This window comes from Actinomadura rubteroloni (assembly GCF_002911665.1).
GTDB classification, from domain to species: domain Bacteria; phylum Actinomycetota; class Actinomycetes; order Streptosporangiales; family Streptosporangiaceae; genus Spirillospora; species Spirillospora rubteroloni.
This window is the reverse complement of the sequence record NZ_MTBP01000001.1, coordinates 772,348-788,401: the sequence shown is the minus strand read 5'-3', so window position 1 is coordinate 788,401 and position 16,054 is coordinate 772,348. Positions and strand designations below refer to the sequence as shown.

Annotated in this window: 21 protein-coding genes; 8 read left to right on the top strand and 13 right to left on the bottom strand. The window is 72.0% G+C overall.

Translation table 11 applies throughout. The features are described 5' to 3' along the window. Positions 1 to 324: 324 nt before the first annotated feature. On the bottom strand, positions 325 to 1,203 hold the full coding sequence (locus BTM25_RS03660; protein WP_103561327.1) for a LysR family transcriptional regulator: 879 nt from the start codon (positions 1,201 to 1,203) through the stop codon (positions 325 to 327). A 30-nt stretch (positions 1,204 to 1,233) separates the two neighbouring features. Further along, positions 1,234 to 2,163, bottom strand: a complete 930-nt coding sequence (locus BTM25_RS03655; protein ID WP_103561326.1) for a quinone oxidoreductase family protein — start codon at positions 2,161 to 2,163, stop codon at positions 1,234 to 1,236. A gap of 74 nt (positions 2,164 to 2,237) precedes the next feature. On the opposite strand from BTM25_RS03655, the gene BTM25_RS03650 reads away from it, so the two are divergent. Beyond that, a complete protein-coding gene (locus BTM25_RS03650; protein WP_103561325.1) occupies positions 2,238 to 2,702 on the top strand; it encodes a MarR family winged helix-turn-helix transcriptional regulator in 465 nt (154 codons plus the stop codon). Positions 2,703 to 2,709: 7 nt separating this feature from the next. On the opposite strand, the gene BTM25_RS03645 is transcribed toward BTM25_RS03650, so the two are convergent. Next, positions 2,710 to 3,342, bottom strand: coding sequence for a hypothetical protein (locus tag BTM25_RS03645; RefSeq protein ID WP_103561324.1), 633 nt, complete (start codon positions 3,340 to 3,342; stop codon positions 2,710 to 2,712). A gap of 262 nt (positions 3,343 to 3,604) precedes the next feature. On the opposite strand from BTM25_RS03645, the gene BTM25_RS03640 reads away from it, so the two are divergent. Next, entirely contained in the window at positions 3,605 to 5,044 is a 1,440-nt protein-coding gene (locus BTM25_RS03640) for a lysyl oxidase family protein (protein ID WP_205647951.1), read from the top strand. Between the two features lie 41 nt (positions 5,045 to 5,085). On the opposite strand, the gene dnaB is transcribed toward BTM25_RS03640, so the two are convergent. Beyond that, positions 5,086 to 7,305, bottom strand: a complete 2,220-nt coding sequence (gene dnaB, locus BTM25_RS03635) for a replicative DNA helicase (protein WP_103561322.1) — start codon at positions 7,303 to 7,305, stop codon at positions 5,086 to 5,088. Between the two features lie 335 nt (positions 7,306 to 7,640). Here dnaB and BTM25_RS03630 point away from each other — a divergent pair, with 335 nt between their 5' ends. Beyond that, the gene (locus BTM25_RS03630) at positions 7,641 to 8,945 is read left to right on the top strand and encodes an MATE family efflux transporter (protein WP_103561321.1); all 1,305 of its coding nucleotides are present in this window, start codon (positions 7,641 to 7,643) and stop codon (positions 8,943 to 8,945) included. Positions 8,946 to 8,990: 45 nt separating this feature from the next. After that, a complete protein-coding gene (locus tag BTM25_RS29045) occupies positions 8,991 to 9,173 on the top strand; it encodes a hypothetical protein (RefSeq protein ID WP_146058942.1) in 183 nt (60 codons plus the stop codon). Between the two features lie 2 nt (positions 9,174 to 9,175). Here the strand turns inward: BTM25_RS29045 and BTM25_RS03625 are convergent, their stop codons facing one another. The 6 genes from BTM25_RS03625 to BTM25_RS03600 form a co-directional block, all read right to left on the bottom strand. Further along, complete coding sequence (locus BTM25_RS03625; RefSeq protein WP_235828186.1) at positions 9,176 to 9,868, bottom strand: peptidoglycan recognition protein family protein; 693 nt, start codon at positions 9,866 to 9,868, stop codon at positions 9,176 to 9,178. A gap of 150 nt (positions 9,869 to 10,018) precedes the next feature. Then, positions 10,019 to 10,465, bottom strand: a complete 447-nt coding sequence (rplI, locus tag BTM25_RS03620) for a 50S ribosomal protein L9 (protein WP_103561319.1) — start codon at positions 10,463 to 10,465, stop codon at positions 10,019 to 10,021. A gap of 17 nt (positions 10,466 to 10,482) precedes the next feature. Next, positions 10,483 to 10,719: a 30S ribosomal protein S18 gene (rpsR, locus tag BTM25_RS03615; RefSeq protein ID WP_019631633.1), complete on the bottom strand. Its 237-nt coding sequence runs from the start codon at positions 10,717 to 10,719 to the stop codon at positions 10,483 to 10,485. A 67-nt stretch (positions 10,720 to 10,786) separates the two neighbouring features. After that, on the bottom strand, positions 10,787 to 11,365 hold the full coding sequence (locus BTM25_RS03610) for a single-stranded DNA-binding protein (RefSeq protein ID WP_103561318.1): 579 nt from the start codon (positions 11,363 to 11,365) through the stop codon (positions 10,787 to 10,789). 38 nt (positions 11,366 to 11,403) lie between these two features. Then, positions 11,404 to 11,694, bottom strand: coding sequence for a 30S ribosomal protein S6 (gene rpsF, locus BTM25_RS03605; protein WP_103561317.1), 291 nt, complete (start codon positions 11,692 to 11,694; stop codon positions 11,404 to 11,406). Between the two features lie 164 nt (positions 11,695 to 11,858). Beyond that, the gene (locus tag BTM25_RS03600) at positions 11,859 to 12,047 is read right to left on the bottom strand and encodes a hypothetical protein (RefSeq protein ID WP_103561316.1); all 189 of its coding nucleotides are present in this window, start codon (positions 12,045 to 12,047) and stop codon (positions 11,859 to 11,861) included. A 163-nt stretch (positions 12,048 to 12,210) separates the two neighbouring features. On the opposite strand from BTM25_RS03600, the gene BTM25_RS03595 reads away from it, so the two are divergent. The 3 genes from BTM25_RS03595 to BTM25_RS03585 all read left to right on the top strand — a co-directional run bounded on the left by BTM25_RS03595 (position 12,211) and on the right by BTM25_RS03585 (position 13,944). After that, on the top strand, positions 12,211 to 12,534 hold the full coding sequence (locus tag BTM25_RS03595; RefSeq protein WP_103561315.1) for a hypothetical protein: 324 nt from the start codon (positions 12,211 to 12,213) through the stop codon (positions 12,532 to 12,534). Positions 12,535 to 12,611: 77 nt separating this feature from the next. Beyond that, on the top strand, positions 12,612 to 13,382 hold the full coding sequence (locus BTM25_RS03590) for a deoxyribonuclease IV (RefSeq protein ID WP_103561314.1): 771 nt from the start codon (positions 12,612 to 12,614) through the stop codon (positions 13,380 to 13,382). A gap of 187 nt (positions 13,383 to 13,569) precedes the next feature. Next, positions 13,570 to 13,944: a DUF4190 domain-containing protein gene (locus BTM25_RS03585; protein WP_103561313.1), complete on the top strand. Its 375-nt coding sequence runs from the start codon at positions 13,570 to 13,572 to the stop codon at positions 13,942 to 13,944. Positions 13,945 to 13,951: 7 nt separating this feature from the next. On the opposite strand, the gene BTM25_RS03580 is transcribed toward BTM25_RS03585, so the two are convergent. Both BTM25_RS03580 and BTM25_RS03575 read right to left on the bottom strand, forming a co-directional pair. Beyond that, complete coding sequence (locus tag BTM25_RS03580) at positions 13,952 to 14,389, bottom strand: barstar family protein (protein WP_103561312.1); 438 nt, start codon at positions 14,387 to 14,389, stop codon at positions 13,952 to 13,954. A 21-nt stretch (positions 14,390 to 14,410) separates the two neighbouring features. After that, positions 14,411 to 14,824 carry a ribonuclease domain-containing protein gene (locus tag BTM25_RS03575; RefSeq protein WP_103561311.1) on the bottom strand — a complete coding sequence of 138 codons (414 nt, stop codon included), beginning with the start codon at positions 14,822 to 14,824 and terminating at the stop codon, positions 14,411 to 14,413. 123 nt (positions 14,825 to 14,947) lie between these two features. Between BTM25_RS03575 and BTM25_RS03570 the strand changes: the two genes are divergently transcribed. After that, on the top strand, positions 14,948 to 15,190 hold the full coding sequence (locus BTM25_RS03570; protein ID WP_103561310.1) for a hypothetical protein: 243 nt from the start codon (positions 14,948 to 14,950) through the stop codon (positions 15,188 to 15,190). Between the two features lie 9 nt (positions 15,191 to 15,199). On the opposite strand, the gene BTM25_RS03565 is transcribed toward BTM25_RS03570, so the two are convergent. Then, the gene (locus BTM25_RS03565; RefSeq protein WP_146058941.1) at positions 15,200 to 16,042 is read right to left on the bottom strand and encodes a D-alanyl-D-alanine carboxypeptidase family protein; all 843 of its coding nucleotides are present in this window, start codon (positions 16,040 to 16,042) and stop codon (positions 15,200 to 15,202) included. Positions 16,043 to 16,054 lie beyond the last annotated feature (12 nt).

The following is a 16,054-nucleotide window of genomic DNA, read 5'->3' as shown; positions in this document are numbered from 1 at the left end:
CCCTCAACCCGAGCCGCACCACAGCCGCAAAGCCACAGGCAGGCGCACAGCACACGCAGGCGCGGGCACAGGCGGGCACAGGCAGATGCGACCGAGACGGGCGCGGCAGACGCTGCCTCGCAAGCGGGCGCAGGCACAGGCAGTCGCGGCCCAGACGAGCGCGGGCACAGGCGGACGCAGCGGAGGAACCGCCGGCACGGCGCTGCCTGGTGACGGCGGACGCGAGCACAGACAGGCGCAGCCGAGGCGGGCGCGGGCACAAGCAGACGCAGTCACAAGCGAGCGCAGCCCACGAGCGAGCGCAGCCCCACGAGCGAGCGCGGGCTACAGGCGGGCGCGGGCTCGGGTGGTCAGGACGCGGGCGGCGGGGCTCACCGGGCCGTCGGAGCGCCACGCAAGGACGAGGCGGCCGCGCAGGACACCGCCTTCGATCAGGACGCGGCGCCACTCGTCCGAATGGGCGTCAGCGAGGGAGCGCGGAACGAGCGCCACGCCGAGGCCGCGTGCCGCGAGTTGCGCGACCACGTACGGGTCGGCGGCCTCGAACGCGACGCGGGGGGTGAGGCCCGCGGCGGCGAACGCGCGTTCGACGGCGTCCCGCACGCCCGTCCCGGTGGGCAGGACGGCGAGGGCGCGGTCGCCGAGCGCGTGCAGCGGCACGGTCCCGGCGGACGCCAGCGGATCGTTCGGCCCGACGACAGCGACGAACTCCTCGTCCCGGACGGTCTGCACGCCGACCCCGGCGGGCGGCTCCCCCGCCAGCCCGACGAACACCACGTCGAGCGCGCCCGCCAGCAGTTCCCTCAGGAGCCCGTGCGAGTTCCCCTCGACCAGCCGGATCTCGACGTTCGGATGGTCGCGGTGGTAGCCGGCGAGCAGGTCGGGGACGATGTCGGACGGCATGGACGTCACCATCCCGATCGACACGCGTCCCCGGACGAGGCCCGCCAGCTCGGCGACCGCGTCCCGCGCGCCGTCCACCGCCGCGAGCGCCGCCCGCGCGTAGGGGAGCACCGCCTCGCCCGCCGCCGTGAGGCGGACGCCGCGGCCCGTCCGGTCGAGCAGTTCCGCGCCGAGTTCGCGTTCGAGCAGCCGGATCTGCGCGCTGATCCCCGGCTGCGCGACGTGCAGCCGCTCGGCCGCGCGCGTGAAGCCGCCTTCTTCGACAACGGCGACGAAGTACCTGAACCGGCGCAGCTCCATGAGCCGATCAAACCATCGGACCTCCCGCGATCAGGGACGAAGGACGACCTTTCCGAGGTTGGCGCGCGCCTCGATGATTTCGTGCGCGCGGGCGGCGTCGGCCAGCGGGATCTCCGCGTGGACGACCGCCGTCAACCGCTTCTCGCGATGGTAGGTCCAGAGGTCGTCCGTGTGCCGCTCGTACACATCCCTGTGGATAACCGAGAACCGCCCCATCGTCAGGCCCGTGATCGTCTTGCCGCCGGCGAGCAGGTCGAAGGCCGGGACGGTCCCGCCGCCGGACCCGAAGAACACGAGCCGTCCGCCCGGGACGAGCGCGGCGAGGGCGCGCGGGAGGACGTCGCCGCCGACGCCGTCCAAGACGACATCGACCGGTTCGCCCCAGTCGCCCTCGTCGTAGGCGACCACTTCGTCCGCGCCGAGCCCCCGCAGGAAGTCCGCCTTGGCGCGCGAGCCCACCGCGGCGACCACCCGCCGGACGCCCTGGAGCTTCGCGAGCTGCACGGCGAGATGCCCGGCGCCGCTCGCCGCCCCGGTGATCAGGACGGCGTCGGACGGCGTGACCGCCCCGGTGACCAGCGCGGCGAGCGCGACGTGCCCGCCGCGGACGAGCGCGACCGCGTCCACGGCGTCCGCATCGTCCGGGATGCGACTGGCGAGGAACGTCGGGGCGACGACGATGTCGGCGTACGAACCGCTCAGCGTGAGCGAAGTCACGCGGTCACCCACCGCGAAGCCGTCCACCCCGGCGCCGACCGCGAGCACGGGTCCGGCGACCTCGCCGCCGAGCACGCCGGGCAGCGCGGTCCGCTCGTCCCGGACCCTGCGCACCGACGGAAGCGTCACCCCGATCGCCTCCGCGCGGACCAGCAGCTCACCCGGACCGGGTTCGGGGACGTCGGCCTCCTCCAGCCGCAGCACCTCGGGACCGCCGTGCTCATGGTGACGGATACGACGCACGCACCCTCTCCTTTCATTGGGATTCCCAACATTATCATGGGTTGACCCAACGACTTCCGGGATACGCTTTCCCCATGCCCGACGCTCCCGCCGCACCGCAGACCATCCGCGCGCTCCCGAGCTGGCTGCTCGGCCGCGCCGCCGCCCGTGGCCACCGCCTCGTCGCCGCCGCCCTCGCCCGCGCGGACCTGCGGATGACCCACCACGCCGTCCTCGCCGCCGTCGCCGAACTCGCCCCCGTCTCCCAGGCCGACCTCGGCCGCAGCCTCGGCGTCGACCCGAAGGACATGGTCGTGATCCTCAACGACCTCCAGGCCGACGGGCTGGTCACCCGTCGGCCCGACCCGCGCGACCGGCGCAAGAACGCGATCGAGCTGTCCGCCGAGGGACGGCGCCGGTTCGACCTCACCGAACGGCTCGGCCGCGAGGCGAACGACGAACTCGTCGCGCCGCTCACCCCGCGGGAGCGCGAACAGCTCATGGCGCTGCTGGCGCGGATCGTCGACCCGGACGAACCCTGCGGGCCCGCCCGGGTGTGAGGAACGGTCAGCGGCGCGCACTGCGGACGATCGAGATCCCGAGCGCGAGCAGCCAGTAGCTGAGGATCGCGCCCATGAGGGCCGTGGTCGCCCAGCCGTTCGCGGCGTAGAAATGGGCGGGCTCGTTCCCGAAGAAAAGGGACGGGATGAACGCCACGTTCACCACCGCGAGCACAAAGGCGGAAACGCTCGTCCAGCGCGGCAGGGCACGCGTCCGGGAGATCGCGAAGCCGATCGCGGTGAGGAACATCGCGAGGAGCATCCGGCCGATCGAGCCGTAAAGAATATAGGTTCCGTGGACGGTGATGGTCGGGTCGATGGACGCGTCCGTCGCGATGACGTCCCCCGCCTCCAGGCCGCTGGAGACGAGCGTGACCACGGAATACGCGAGCCCGGTGGCGAACGCGAGCGTCCCGATCCATTCGTGCTCCGGGCTCACCCGCTTGATCAGCTCGCGGAACCCGGTCGCGAAGAGGAGCAGGGCGCCGAGGGCGAGAATGCCGAGCAGCAGCCGGCTGAGAATGTTCGAGTCCGGCGGCGGACCCGAGTAGACGAAATACAGCGGCACTTCGACGATCAGCGCGACGGCGGCGGCGAGCGCGGTGCAACCGCTGAATCGGCGGGCGAGGACCTCGTTCATGGGGGGACTCCGTTCTTTCGACTTCCTGAATCCTCGCCCGCGGGAACGGTCCTGTCGGTGGGCGTGAGGGCCGTGTCACGGTGGGTCTAGGCCCACCCCGGATCGCCGGGAAAAGTTCCAGCCTCCGGCGTCCTCATGCGGACCGGACGGGCACCGAACCCCGCCCGCGTCGGTCGGCGTCTCATCGACGTCTCCGCCTTCATGGGGCGCCGATTCACGGAGGATCGCCATCAACAGAATTTCGCATCCGGGCCGTCCGGTCGTGCTCACCGTCGCGGGACTCGCCGCGCTCGCCGTCACCGGTGTGCCCGCGGCCGAGGCGGCTCCGGCGAAAAGCGGACTGGAACTGATCGCCGCGTCGTCCGAGGTCACGCTCACGCAGTACAAGGACTGGCCGCGCTCCGATCTCGACCTCGGCGTCTATCTGGGCGCGACGGGAACGCCGTTCGAGATCCGCGCGCAGCGGAAGTCCTACAAGGACCCGATCACCGCGAGCCGCGTCGTCCGGACGGGCGGGAAAACGCGCACCGAACCGCTGCCCGCCGGTCTCGTCAAAAATTTCGGCGGCTTTTCGCGCTTCCTGCACGTGACGCTGACCGACGCCAAGGGAAAAAAGGTCGTCGACCGGTACCAGGACGTATGCCCGTCCGCCTCGCCCGCCCGCGTAAAACCCGGCGCACCGGACAAGAGCCCGTATCCCGACGGCTGCTCCGACAACCCGTGGACGCTCGGCTCGGTCTGGGGCGTCCAGAACGGCTGGGCGACGGCCATCACCGGCTACAACCAGGCGAACCCGCAGGTGAAGCTGGCGGACGGGACGTACACCGCCACCGTCAGCGTCACCGCGCCCTACCAGCGGCAGTTCGGGATCTCCGCCACCGCGAAGAAGATCAAGGTGAAGGTGCGGACCGTCACCGACGACGAGGGACGCCCCCGCGCCAGCGGAACGCCGACACTGAAGGCCGGTCCGAAGCCGTCCGGCGGGGGCGCCGTGCCGAACGGCCCGAAGCCCGACCTGCGCGCCCTGCCCGCGTGGAACATCGAGGTGAACCACGACGCCGAGGAGCACGGCACGGCGGCGACCCGGCCCGACTACCTCGCGTTCGCCGCCAATGTGTGGAACGCCGGGCCGTCGCCGCTGGTCGTGGACGGTTTCCGCGTCAAGCAGGGCCTCATGGACGCCTACCAGTACTTCTTCGACGGCAACGGCCGCCAGGTCGGCTACGCCCGGACGGGCGGCATGGAATGGGACGCCCGCCACGGCCACGAGCACTGGCATTTCAAGGACTTCGCGAGCTACCGGCTGCTCGGCGCGGACAAGAAGGAGGTCGTGCGCAGCCAGAAGGAGGCGTTCTGCCTCGCCAACACCGACGCGATCAACCAGCTCGTCCGCAACGCCAACTGGAAGCCCGAGAACACCGACCTGCACACCGCCTGCGGTGACCTTTCATCGCTGTCGGTGCGCGAAGTGCTGGACGTCGGTTCCGGCGACACCTACGTCCAAGATCTGCCAGGCCAGTCGTTCGACATCTCCCATCTGAAGAACGGCACGTACTACATCCAGGTCATCGCCAACCCGGCGCACCGCCTGTTCGAGGGAAACCTCAACAACAACGTGTCACTGCGCAAGGTGATCCTCGGCGGCACGCCCGGAAAGCGCACCGTGAAGGTGCCCCCGGTCGGCCTCGTCAACGCCCCCTGATCCCCCCGCCGCCGGGCCCACCCGGTCCGGCGGCGGACCGATCACTGGGCCATGTCGACGAAGCGGCTGTAGTGGCCTTGGAAGGCGACGGTCACGGTTGCGGTCGGGCCGTTGCGGTGTTTGGCGACGATCAGGTCGGCCTCGCCGGCGCGGGGGGACTCCTTTTCGTAGGCGTCCTCGCGGTGGAGCAGGATCACCATGTCGGCGTCCTGCTCGATCGAACCGGATTCTCGCAGGTCCGACACCATCGGTTTCTTGTCGGTGCGTTGTTCGGGGCCTCGGTTGAGCTGCGACAGCGCGATGACCGGGACGCCGAGTTCCTTCGCCAGGAGTTTCAGTGAGCGGGAGAACTCCGAGACCTCCACCTGGCGCGACTCGACGCGTTTTCCGGACGACATGAGCTGCAGGTAGTCGATGATGACGAGGCGCAGGTCGTGCTGCTGTTTCAGGCGCCGGCATTTCGCGCGGATCTCCATCATCGACATGTTCGGCGAGTCGTCGATGAACAGGGGGGCCTCGGCGACTTCGCTCATCCGGCGGGCGAGGCGCGTCCAGTCCTCGTCCTGCATGGTGCCCGAGCGCATCGCGTGCAGCGCCACGCGCGCCTCGGCGGACAGCAGCCGCATCGTGATCTCGTTGCGGCCCATCTCCAGGCTGAAGAACGCCGAGGTCAGGCCGTGTTTGATCGAGGCGGCGCGGGCGAAGTCGAGTGCGAGCGTGGAGTTGTGCGTCGGGACGCAGGAGCGGCCCGCCAGGTACAGGTGGTCGGTGTTGTCGACCTGGACGCACCGGACCGGCACGCTGCGCACCGGACGCACCGCGACGATCGCGCGGCCCGTCCCGGCGGAGATCGCCACGCGGTAGCCGTCCGGCGCGGCGGCGACGACCGCGTGCCGGCCCAGGCCGAGCGCGAGTTCCCGCACGTCGTGCGCCAGGCCCTCGTCCGCGCAGGCGAATCCGGACGCCGACGCGCCGAGCAGGCCGTGCAGGAGCGCGCGGCGCTGTTCGGCGGACGCGCGCAGGTACCGCGCGGGGATCCGCGCCGCGCCGCGCCGCGCGAGCCGGGCACCGAGCGCGAACGGGTCCGTCGGCAGGTCGGCGTGCGGCAGCGCGAACGCCGCCGCGTGCTCGACCACGTGCCGGACGCCGCGGCGAAGGTCGTCCGCGATGGCCCGCGTCACCGTCACGCCCGCCGCGCCCCGGCACGCCATGACCGCACGCCGTCCCGCCCCGCCAGCACGCCTCAAACGGGCGCCCAGCACGGCTGTGCGCCCGTACCGGCGCTCCGTGAGGCCGTGGACGCCGCCGTGAGCCGTGATGCCGTGGGCGGTGACGGCGTGGGCGGTGGTGCTCCGGGCGAGGTGGCGTTGGGGCGTGGGGGTGGTGCGCCATTGGTGGTCGGCGTCGGCGACGATGGTCTCGCCGTCGCAGAACTCGATCTCGAAGCAGGGGCGGCCCGCCATGACCTCGGTCGCTGCGACGACGCGCGTCGGGCGGCCGTCGGCGCCGATCAGGCGGTCGCCGACGCGGACGCGGCCCATCGTCGTCCAGCCGGTGGGCGTGGGGAGCGGGGTGTCGAGGGCGAGGGCCTTGCCCATCGCGGGACGGGCCGCGACGACGATCATCTGCCCGGAGTGCAGGCCGTTGGTCAGGGAGTCCAGGTCGGCGAAGCCGGTGGGGACGCCGGTCATCTGGCCGCCGCGGCTGCCGATCGCCTCGATCTCGTCCAGCGCGTCCGGCATGATCTCGCTGAGCGGCAGGTAGTCCTCGCCGGAGCGCTTCTCGGCGATGGCGAAGACCTCGGCCTGGGCGCGGTCGAGGACGTCGTCGGCGTCGGCGCCGTCCGCCGCGTAGCCCATCTGGACGATCCGCGTGCCCGTCTCGACCAGTTTGCGCAGCACGGACCGCTCGCGGACGATCTTGGCGTAGTAGCCCGCGTTGGCCGCCGTCGGCACCGACGAGATGAGCGTGTGCAGGTAGGGCGCGCCGCCGACGCGCCCGATCTCGCCGCGTTTGGTCAGTTCGCCCGCGACCGTGACGGCGTCGGCGGGCTCGCCCCGGCCGTACAGGTCGAGGACGGCGTCGTAGAGGATCTGGTGCGCGGGCCGGTAGAAGTCGGCGGTGCGCAGCACCTCGACCACCTCGGCGATCGCGTCCTGGGAGAGCAGCATCCCGCCGAGCACGCCCTGTTCCGCGGCGATGTCGTGCGGCGGGGTGCGTTCGAACTCGCGCTCCTCAGAGCCGAGGTCCGTGACGCTCATGGCGGCCCCCTCCCTCGGCGCCGGCGGCCCCGTTCGCCGTCGCCGTGTGTTCATCCCACGTCTATCCCGAGCGTCTGACATTCTGCGAGCCCCCGCGCCCGGGGAGCAAAGAGCAATGTGGACGACCCTGTGGATAACCTGTGCAGACACGCCGTCAAACGTGTGCAGGACCTGTGGACAACCCCTGTGGACAACAACTGCCGTCGCGCCGCGAACACCGGTTGACCTGCACGGACTTCATCCACCGGGTGTGGGCGAAAGAAAGTTCGCCCGAAATGTCGTGTAAGTACTAAAATGGGATTGTCGGTTACCGGCCCGGCCGCGTGAGGAGGATCATGCTCGGCCCCCGCGACCGGGAGATCCTCCGCCTCGCCGTCCCGGCCTTCGGCGCGCTCGTCGCCGAACCCCTGTTCCTGCTGTCGGACTCGGCGATCGTCGGGCACCTCGGCACCGAGAGCCTCGGCGCGCTCGGCGTCGCCGGGCAGATCCTCGCCACGCTCGTCTACCTCTGCGTCTTCCTCGCCTACGGCACGACGGCCGGGGTCGCGCGGCTGGTCGGCGCGGGCGACCTGCGCGCCGCCGTCCGGCAGGGCGTGGACGGCGTCTGGCTCGCCGCCCTGATCGGCGTCGCGCTGGTCGTGCTCGGGTTCCCGCTCGTCCCGTCGCTCGTGGACCTGTTCGGCGCGTCCGCCGCCGTCGCGCCGCACGCCGAGACGTACCTGCGCGTGAGCCTGTTCGGGATCCCGGGGATGCTGGTCGTCCTCGCCGGGACGGGCGTCCTGCGCGGCCTCCAGGACACCCGCACGCCCCTCGCCGTCTCCGTCGGCGGCTTCTCGGTCAACCTCGCGCTCAACGCGCTGTTCGTGCTCGTCCTCGATCGGGGCATCGCCGGGTCCGCCGCTGGAACGGTCCTGGCGCAGACCGGGAGCGCCGCCGTCTACGTCGCGGTCGTGCTGCGCGCGGCGCGACGGCACGGCGCGTCCGTCCGGCCCGACACGGCCGGCCTGCGCACCGCCGCGACCGCCGGGGTCGCGCTGCTGCTGCGGACGGCCGCGCTCCGCGCCGTCCTCCTCGTCGGGACGTCCGTCGCCGCGCGCATGGGCGACCCGCAGATCGCGGCCTACCAGGTCGGCTTCCAGATCTGGACGCTGCTGGCCTTCGCGCTGGACGCCATCGCCATCGCCGGCCAGGCCGTCACCGGCCGGTACCTCGGCGCGGCGGACCCGGCGGACGCGCGCGACGTGACCCGCCGCATGGTGCGGTGGGGCGTCGGCTGCGGGGTCGTCTTCGGCGCGCTCGTCCTCGCCGTCCGGCCGTGGCTGCCCGGCCTGTTCACCGACGATGCGGACGTGCGGCGCCTGCTGCTCGCGTCCCTGATCGTCGTCGCGCTCATGCAACCGGTCGCGGGCGCGGTCTTCGTGCTGGACGGCATCCTCATCGGCGCGGGCGACGGCGCGTACCTCGCCCGGACGACCGTCCTCGCCACCGCCGTCTTCCTCCCCGCCGCGCTCGCCGCCCGCCACGCCGGGCTGGTCGCGCTGTGGCTCGCGATCGGCCTGTGGATGGCGACCCGGCTGGTCACGCTCACCGCACGGGCACGCGGCGACGCCTGGCTCGTCACGGGTGCCGTGCGTCACTAGCGCGAACACGGACGCGACAACGATCACTCTCGCTACGATCCGAACATGTGTTCTACGTACGGCGAGCGGATGGCCCGGCTCCAGCAGGCCATCGACGATCTCGCGGCCGACGGTCCCGCCGGCCTGCCGCCGGACGTGCTGGTGGAGCGCATCGCCCTCCTGTGGACGCTCGTCGAGACCGTCGACCCCGACATCGCCCGCCGCCGCACGCGCTACGGACGCGACTGACCTCAGTCGCGGCGGAACGTGCCATGCCGCCCCGCCACACGCGTCCGCCGGACGGCCCGCACGCGCCGGCCGAGCAGCGCCCCCACCTCCTGCCGCAGCTCCGGCAGCCGCGCGTACAGGACGTCGCCGGGGCAGTCCGTGGAGTTGAAATCGCGGTGCCCGACGATCGCGTCGCCCGGGTCCAGGTCGTACGCCGCGCACAGCCACGCGCAGGTCTCGGCCAGGGACGCCCACAGCGGATCGGGGACGTCCACGTCCATGTACGTGCCCTCGTTCTCGATGCCGAGCGTGTGCTCGTTGTGGCCGAGCACCTGCGCGCCGACGGTCAGCCGCCCGGACGCGATCGAGGCGAGACTGCCCGTGCGGCCCTCCATGACCTGGCCGCCCCGGCTGATCGTGAGCTGCTCCCCGATGTCGCTCCAGCCGCGTCCCTCCATGTGGAACCGCTGAATGGAACGTGACAACTCGTAGGCGTGCTCGACCGAGACGTCCGTGGCGTTCGCTCCGCCCGTGTGGTGGACGACGATGCGGTCCGGCGCGCGGTCCAGCACCCGGATCGCGGACGTCGCCGGAACCGCCCCCCACCGCTCCCGCGCCGCCACCTCCGGCCTGCGCGCCGCCGCCGCCGTGCCGCCGCCCAGCCCGAACGGCACCGCCGCCAGGCCCCCGAGCAGCACCCGCCGTGTGAACTCCACCGGCCACCCCCGTCCGCACATGATCTTGTAACGGACGGTAATCGACGCAGGCCGCGGGGGGCGGCAACCAGATGATCTTGGGCGTTGCGCCGGAACGCGGAACGGCCGGGCCCCCGTCGCGGGGACCCGGCCGTCGGTGCTCGCGTTGCGTCAGGCGGACACGACGTTGACGTCGATCGTCGCGCTGACCTCCGCGTGGAGGCGGACGCTGACCTGGTGCGTGCCGGTCGTCTTGATCGGGTTGCCGATCTCGATCCGGCGGCGGTCCAGGTCGGGACCGTCGGCGTCCTTGACGGCCGCGGCGATGTCGGCGGCCGTCACGGCGCCGAACAGGCGGCCGTTGGCGCCCGTCCGGGTCCGCAGCGTCACCTTGATCGACTTGAGCCGGCCGGCGACCTCCTTGGCGTGCTCGACCGTCGCGATCTCGCGCGCCGACCGCGCCTTCTTGATCGACTCGACCTGCGACTCCGCGCCGCGCGTCCACTTGATCGCGAACCCGCGCGGCACGAGGTAGTTGCGGCCGTAGCCGTCGCGGACCTCGATCACGTCGCCGGGCTCGCCGAGCCCGGACACCTGCTGAGTCAGGATGAGCTTCATCTCGGTGACCCCCCTTCTCAGCGCGCGGTGCTGGTGTACGGCAGCAGCGCCATCTCGCGCGCGTTCTTGATCGCCGTGGCGACGTCGCGCTGGTGCTGCGTGCAGTTGCCGGTCACGCGACGGGCACGGATCTTGCCGCGGTCGGAGATGAACTTCCGCAGCAGACCGGTGTCCTTGTAGTCGACGTAGGAGATCTTCTCCTGGCAGAAAACGCAAACCTTCTTCTTGGGCTTGCGGGGAGGTGGCTTCGCCATCGTGGTGCTCCTTAGAGAGAGCCCCGCTCACGCGGGAATGGACGTGGTGATTTCGTGCAAGTGCCGGTTAGAACGGCGGGTCGTCGGAGTAGCCTCCGCCGCCCCCGCCGCCACCGCCGCCGGTGGCCCAGGGGTCGTCGGCCGGGGCGCCGCCCTGACCGCCGCCCCCGTTGAACCCGCCGCCGCCCTGACCGCCGCCGTTGAAGCCGCCGCCCTGGCCGCCGCCACCGCCGTTGAAGCCGCCGCCGCCCTGGCCGCCGCCGAACCCGCCGCCGCCCTGCCGCTGGGTCTTGTTGACCTTCGCGGTGGCGTTGCGGAGGGACGGGCCGACCTCGTCGACCTCGACCTCGAACACGGTGCGCTTCTCACCCTCGCGCGTCTCGTACGACCGCTGCTTGAGCCGGCCCTGCACGATGACCCGCATGCCGCGGGTGAGGCTCTCGGCGCAGTTCTCCGCCGCCTGCCGCCACACGTTGCAGGTCAGGAACAGCGCCTCGCCGTCCTTCCACTCGTTCGCCTGGCGGTCGAAGAACCGCGGGGTCGACGCGAGACGGAACGACGCGACCGCCTGGCCGCTCGGGGTGAAACGCAGGTTGGGATCCTCCACGAGGTTCCCGACGATGGTGATGACGGTGTCGCCTGCCATGGTGGCTCGCTCCGGCTGGTGTGAGGGCTGGCCGTGGCTCAGTGGACCTCGGGGCGGATGACCTTGGTGCGGAGGACCGACTCGCTCAGGTTGAGCTGACGGTCCATTTCCTTGACCGTGGCAGGCTCAGCCGACAGGTCGACCACCGCGTAGATGCCTTCGGACTTCTTCTGGATGTCGTACGCCAGCCGGCGGCGACCCCAGACGTCGACCTTCTCGACGCTGCCGCCGTCGGTCTTGACCACGTTCAGGAACGGCTCCAGGGCCGCTCCGGCGGTGCGCTCGTCAATGGCCGGGTCGAGAATGGTCATGACTTCGTAACGACGCATGCTGTGTCCCTACCTCCTCTGGACTGGTGCGGTCACGGTCTTTCCGTGACAGGAGGGCTCGTGCGTCCACCGCGGCCGTCGGCTCCGGATGGGGGCGACCTGCCGCGGGACCGCTACAGGCTACCAAGCGCCGGTGACGACCGCGCCAGCCTCGGCGAACCCGCTCAGCGCCGGTGCGGACGCGGTGGATGCGGCGGACGGGACGGCGGCGGTGTCCGGTGCGTCCGCCGACGGTCGAGTTCGGCCATGATGTCGGCCATCCGGGCGCGCATCCGGGCCGTCTGGGTCGTCAGGATCGACAGCTCCTCGACCAGCTCCACGTCGCCGATGACCGCCAGTTCGCTCTCCCGCATCGCGCTCCGCCCTCCCGGTCTCTCGAAACCTTGTTCGACCGTACCGCCTGCGTCCGACGTTTTCGCCGACCGGCCCCCGGTTGATCCGGGATCATCCGGGAATCTCTACGGGACCGGCGCGCAAGCGCCGCCGCGCCGGGTCCTACCGAAAGGGGAGGTCGGCATGACGCAGCACGTCACCGGCGGCCGGGAGAGCGGAGCGGGCGACACCGCCCACGCCACGACCGCCGCCCACGCCCGGGTCGTCGCGCGGTTCAACATGGTCGCCGCGGTCGCGTTCGTCCTCGGCGTCGTCGCCCTGTTCCTCGGCTTCATCTCGGCCACGCACGTCGCCGGGCTCGTCCTCGGCATCATCGGGCTGCCCGTCGCGCTGTACTCGCAGATGATGTCGGTCACCACCGGGCAGCGGTGGCTGAACGTCGTCGGCATGGTCGGCTCCTTCGTGGGGGCGGGGTTCGCGCTGCGGCACGGCGGCTTCACCATGTGACCCCGAGCGTGACCCGGTGCGCGACCGGTACGGGCGTTCGGACGCGTCCCGTCCGGAGCCCGGCTACTCTCGGAAACATGCGCATCGGAGCCCATGTCGATCAGAACCGGCCGATCGAGAGCGCCCGCGAGCGCGGCGCGGACGTCGTCCAGTTCTTCCTCGGCGACCCGCAGGGCTGGAAGAAGCCGGTCCTGCCGGAGGGGATCGAGGCCGTCCGGGACGCGGACGTGGAGGTGTTCGTCCACGCCCCGTACGTGATCAACGTGGCGACGTCCAACAACCGCATCCGCATCCCGAGCCGGAAGCTGCTCCAGCAGCAGTTGGAGGCGGCGGCGGGGATCGGGGCGAAGGCGCTGATCGTCCACGGCGGCCACGTGCTCAAGGACGACGACCCGGAGAACGGCTTCGAGAACTGGCGCAAGGTGTTCGAGCGCCTGGAGACGCCGATCCCGATCTACATCGAGAACACGGCGGGCGGGGGCAACGCGATGGCCCGCCGGTTCGACCGGATCGCCCGGCTGTGGGAGATCCTGTCGGGCGTCACCGACATCGACAGCAAGGTCGGGTTCTGCCTGGACACGTGCCACGCGCACGCGGCCGGCGAGGAACTGATCGACGCCGTGGACCGCATCAAGTCCGTGACGGGCGGCATCGACCTCGTCCACTGCAACGACAGCCGGGACGCGTTCGGCTCCGGAGCGGACCGGCACGCCAACATCGGCAGCGGCACGATCGACCCCGAGCTGATCCTCGGCGTGGTGCGCGCGGCGGGAGCGCCGGTCGTGGTGGAGACGCCCGCGGCGGGGCAGGCGAACGACATCGCGTGGCTGCGGGAGAGCCTGGCCTGATCAGGCCGACCTCCGTTTTTCCGGTCTGCCGGGAACCGCGCCGTCGGACCCGGCATCTAACATCCTGAGGGACCGGGACGGCGACAAACCGCCCCCTGGGACGTCACACTGGCATAATCCGGAACCCAGCCCCCCAGCGCACAGTCCGGCCTACGGCGGCACGCGCGCGATCCCGATCAGGAATCCCATGTCGAATCCGTACGACCCCTATGGCCAGCACGACCCCTACGCGCAGTACTCCCAGCAGCCGCCTCCGGTGCAGCACCACTACTACGGCGGCCCGCCGGCCGTCGCGCCGACCAACGGCATGGCCACCGCGTCGCTCGTCTGCGGCCTGATCGGGTTCGTCGCGTGCGGTTTGACGTCGATCCTCGCGATCATCTTCGGGCACGTGGCGCAGAGCCAGATCAAGCGTACCGGCGAGGGCGGCTCGGGGATGGCGGTCGCCGGACTGATCCTCGGCTACATCGTGTCCGTCGGCTGGATCCTGTTCTGGCTGTTCTACATCGGCCTGTTCGCCGCGATGGGCCTGGCGGGCGCGGGCAGCAGCAGCACCTACTGACGGCCGGTCAGGCGAGTTTCGGGACGCCCGCGATCTCCGTGGTGGTGCTCGGGAGCAGCACCACCACGGGGGTGCCGGTGTCGCGCCACGTCTCGGCGGTCCGGGTGAGGACCTCGAGCGCCCGGCGGAAGGACGCCTCCTCGGTCTCGGCGAGTTCGGTCCACGCCTCGTAGACCAGCAGGCGCCCGCGTGCGGGGGGCAGCCAGGACAGGTCGGCGAGGCGGGTCTCCAGTTCGTCCCAGTCGGCCGGACGGGGGAACGCGAACGCCTCGGCGCAGTGGCGCAGCAGGGCGTCCTTGCCCCGGATGAGGTGCCCGTCCAGGTGGAACACGTGCCAGCCCGCCCGTTCGGCGGGGCCGCGCCAGCCGCCGCGCGCCGCTGTGCGCCACTGGTAGACGCCGGCCTTCACGCGCCCGGTCACGAGGTCGCCGACGGGGCCGTCCACGTCCTCTCCCTTCCTCCGCGATCACCGCGTCCGCTTCCACAGGACGCGGGCGAAACTGCGGTAGTGGTCGCCGCTGTAGTAGCGCTCGCCGTTCTTACCGGCCACGACGCGCCGGGCGCCGCGATCCTGCGAGCGCGGGGTCGGAACCGTGTACTCGCGGTAGTAGCCACTGGGCTCCTGGGGCAGTTTGTTCTCACGGTTCCGAAAGGTCGTTCCGTCCTTGCGGTAGGGGAACGGCCCGCCCCGGTCGATCAGTTCCAGCGTGCGGACGGCTTCTTTGGGCAGTTTGTCCGGCGAGACGTCCGGGAGCGCGGTCGACGCGGCGGGCCGCGGCGCCGCGGCCGTGGTCGCCTCGCCGCCGGTCCCGCAGGCCGTGCCGCCGAGCAGCAGGGCGGCGGCGAGGGCGCCGTGGGCGACGGTCCGGTGCGCGATCATGGTGGTCTCCTGTCGTGGCGGTCGTGGGAGAGCGTTTCCGGCCGCTCGTCCGGCGACGCCCCGACCGGCGCGAACGTCCCAGCGAGGTAAGCGAGGTCAAGCCGTGTGTGCCACGCTGCGGGCATGCAGGAATACCGCTACGTCCTCGACATGCGGCCCCGGCAGGGCATCATGGCCGGGCCGGTGCACCTCCACGCCGCCGACCGGGACGCCGCCGACGCGTCGATCCGGGCGTCGATCCGCCGGTGGGCGCAGGGCCTGGCGACCGACGCGGGCGAGCCGTTCTCCTGGACGATCCGCGAGAGCACCGGCCGTCCGGTGGACGAGGGCCGCGCCGAGCCGGACGCTCCCGCCCGGGTGCCCTGACCGGCGGTTTCACGTGGAACGTCCGGTGAAGCCCCGGTCGAGGAGCCGCCGGGCGTCGGCGAACCGGGCACCGCCGTCCGTCCGCGAGCTGTTCAGGACGATCCCGACCAGCGTCCGCCCCCGGCGCCGCGCCGCGAACAGCAGGCTGTAGCCCGCCGCCCGCGTGAAGCCCGTCTTGACGCCCGTCGCGCCGCGGTACGTCGTGAGCAGCGCGTTCGTCGTGCGCCAGACGTAGCGGCCGTGCGCCGCCGTGCGCGGCACGATGTATCGGGCACGCCGGACGATCCGCGCGAAACCCGGCACCCGCAGCGCGCGGCGGCCGAGCACTACTTGATCCCGGGCCGTCGAGAAGCTCGTGTCCGCGCCGGACGGCTCCGGCAGCCCCGCCGCGTCGGTGTACCGCGTGTTCCGCAGGCCGAGCGCGCGGGCGGTCGCGTTCATGCGCCGGACGAACTGCGTCCGTCCCGGCCCGTAGGCGTCGGCGAGCGCGGCGGCGGCGTCGCAGCCGGACGGCAGCAGCAGCGCGGCGAGCAGGTCCCGCGCCGTGAGCCGGTCGCCGACGCGCAGGCCCGCCGTCGAGCCGTGCCGGGCGACGGCGTAGGCGCGGTGGGCGGCGGCGATCCGGATCGTCCGGTCGAGATGCCCGGCGCGCAGCACGACGAGCGCGGTCATGACCTTGGTGATGCTCGCGACGGGACGCCGTTCGTCCGCGCGGCGCGACCAGAGCGTCCGGCCGGTCGCGTCGTCCACCAGCAGGCCCGCCCGCGCGCCGACCGGCGCCTCCCGCGCCACCGCGACCCCGGGTAGCCCGGCGATGAGCAACGTCATGACCAGCACGAACACACCACGCATGATCAACTGACT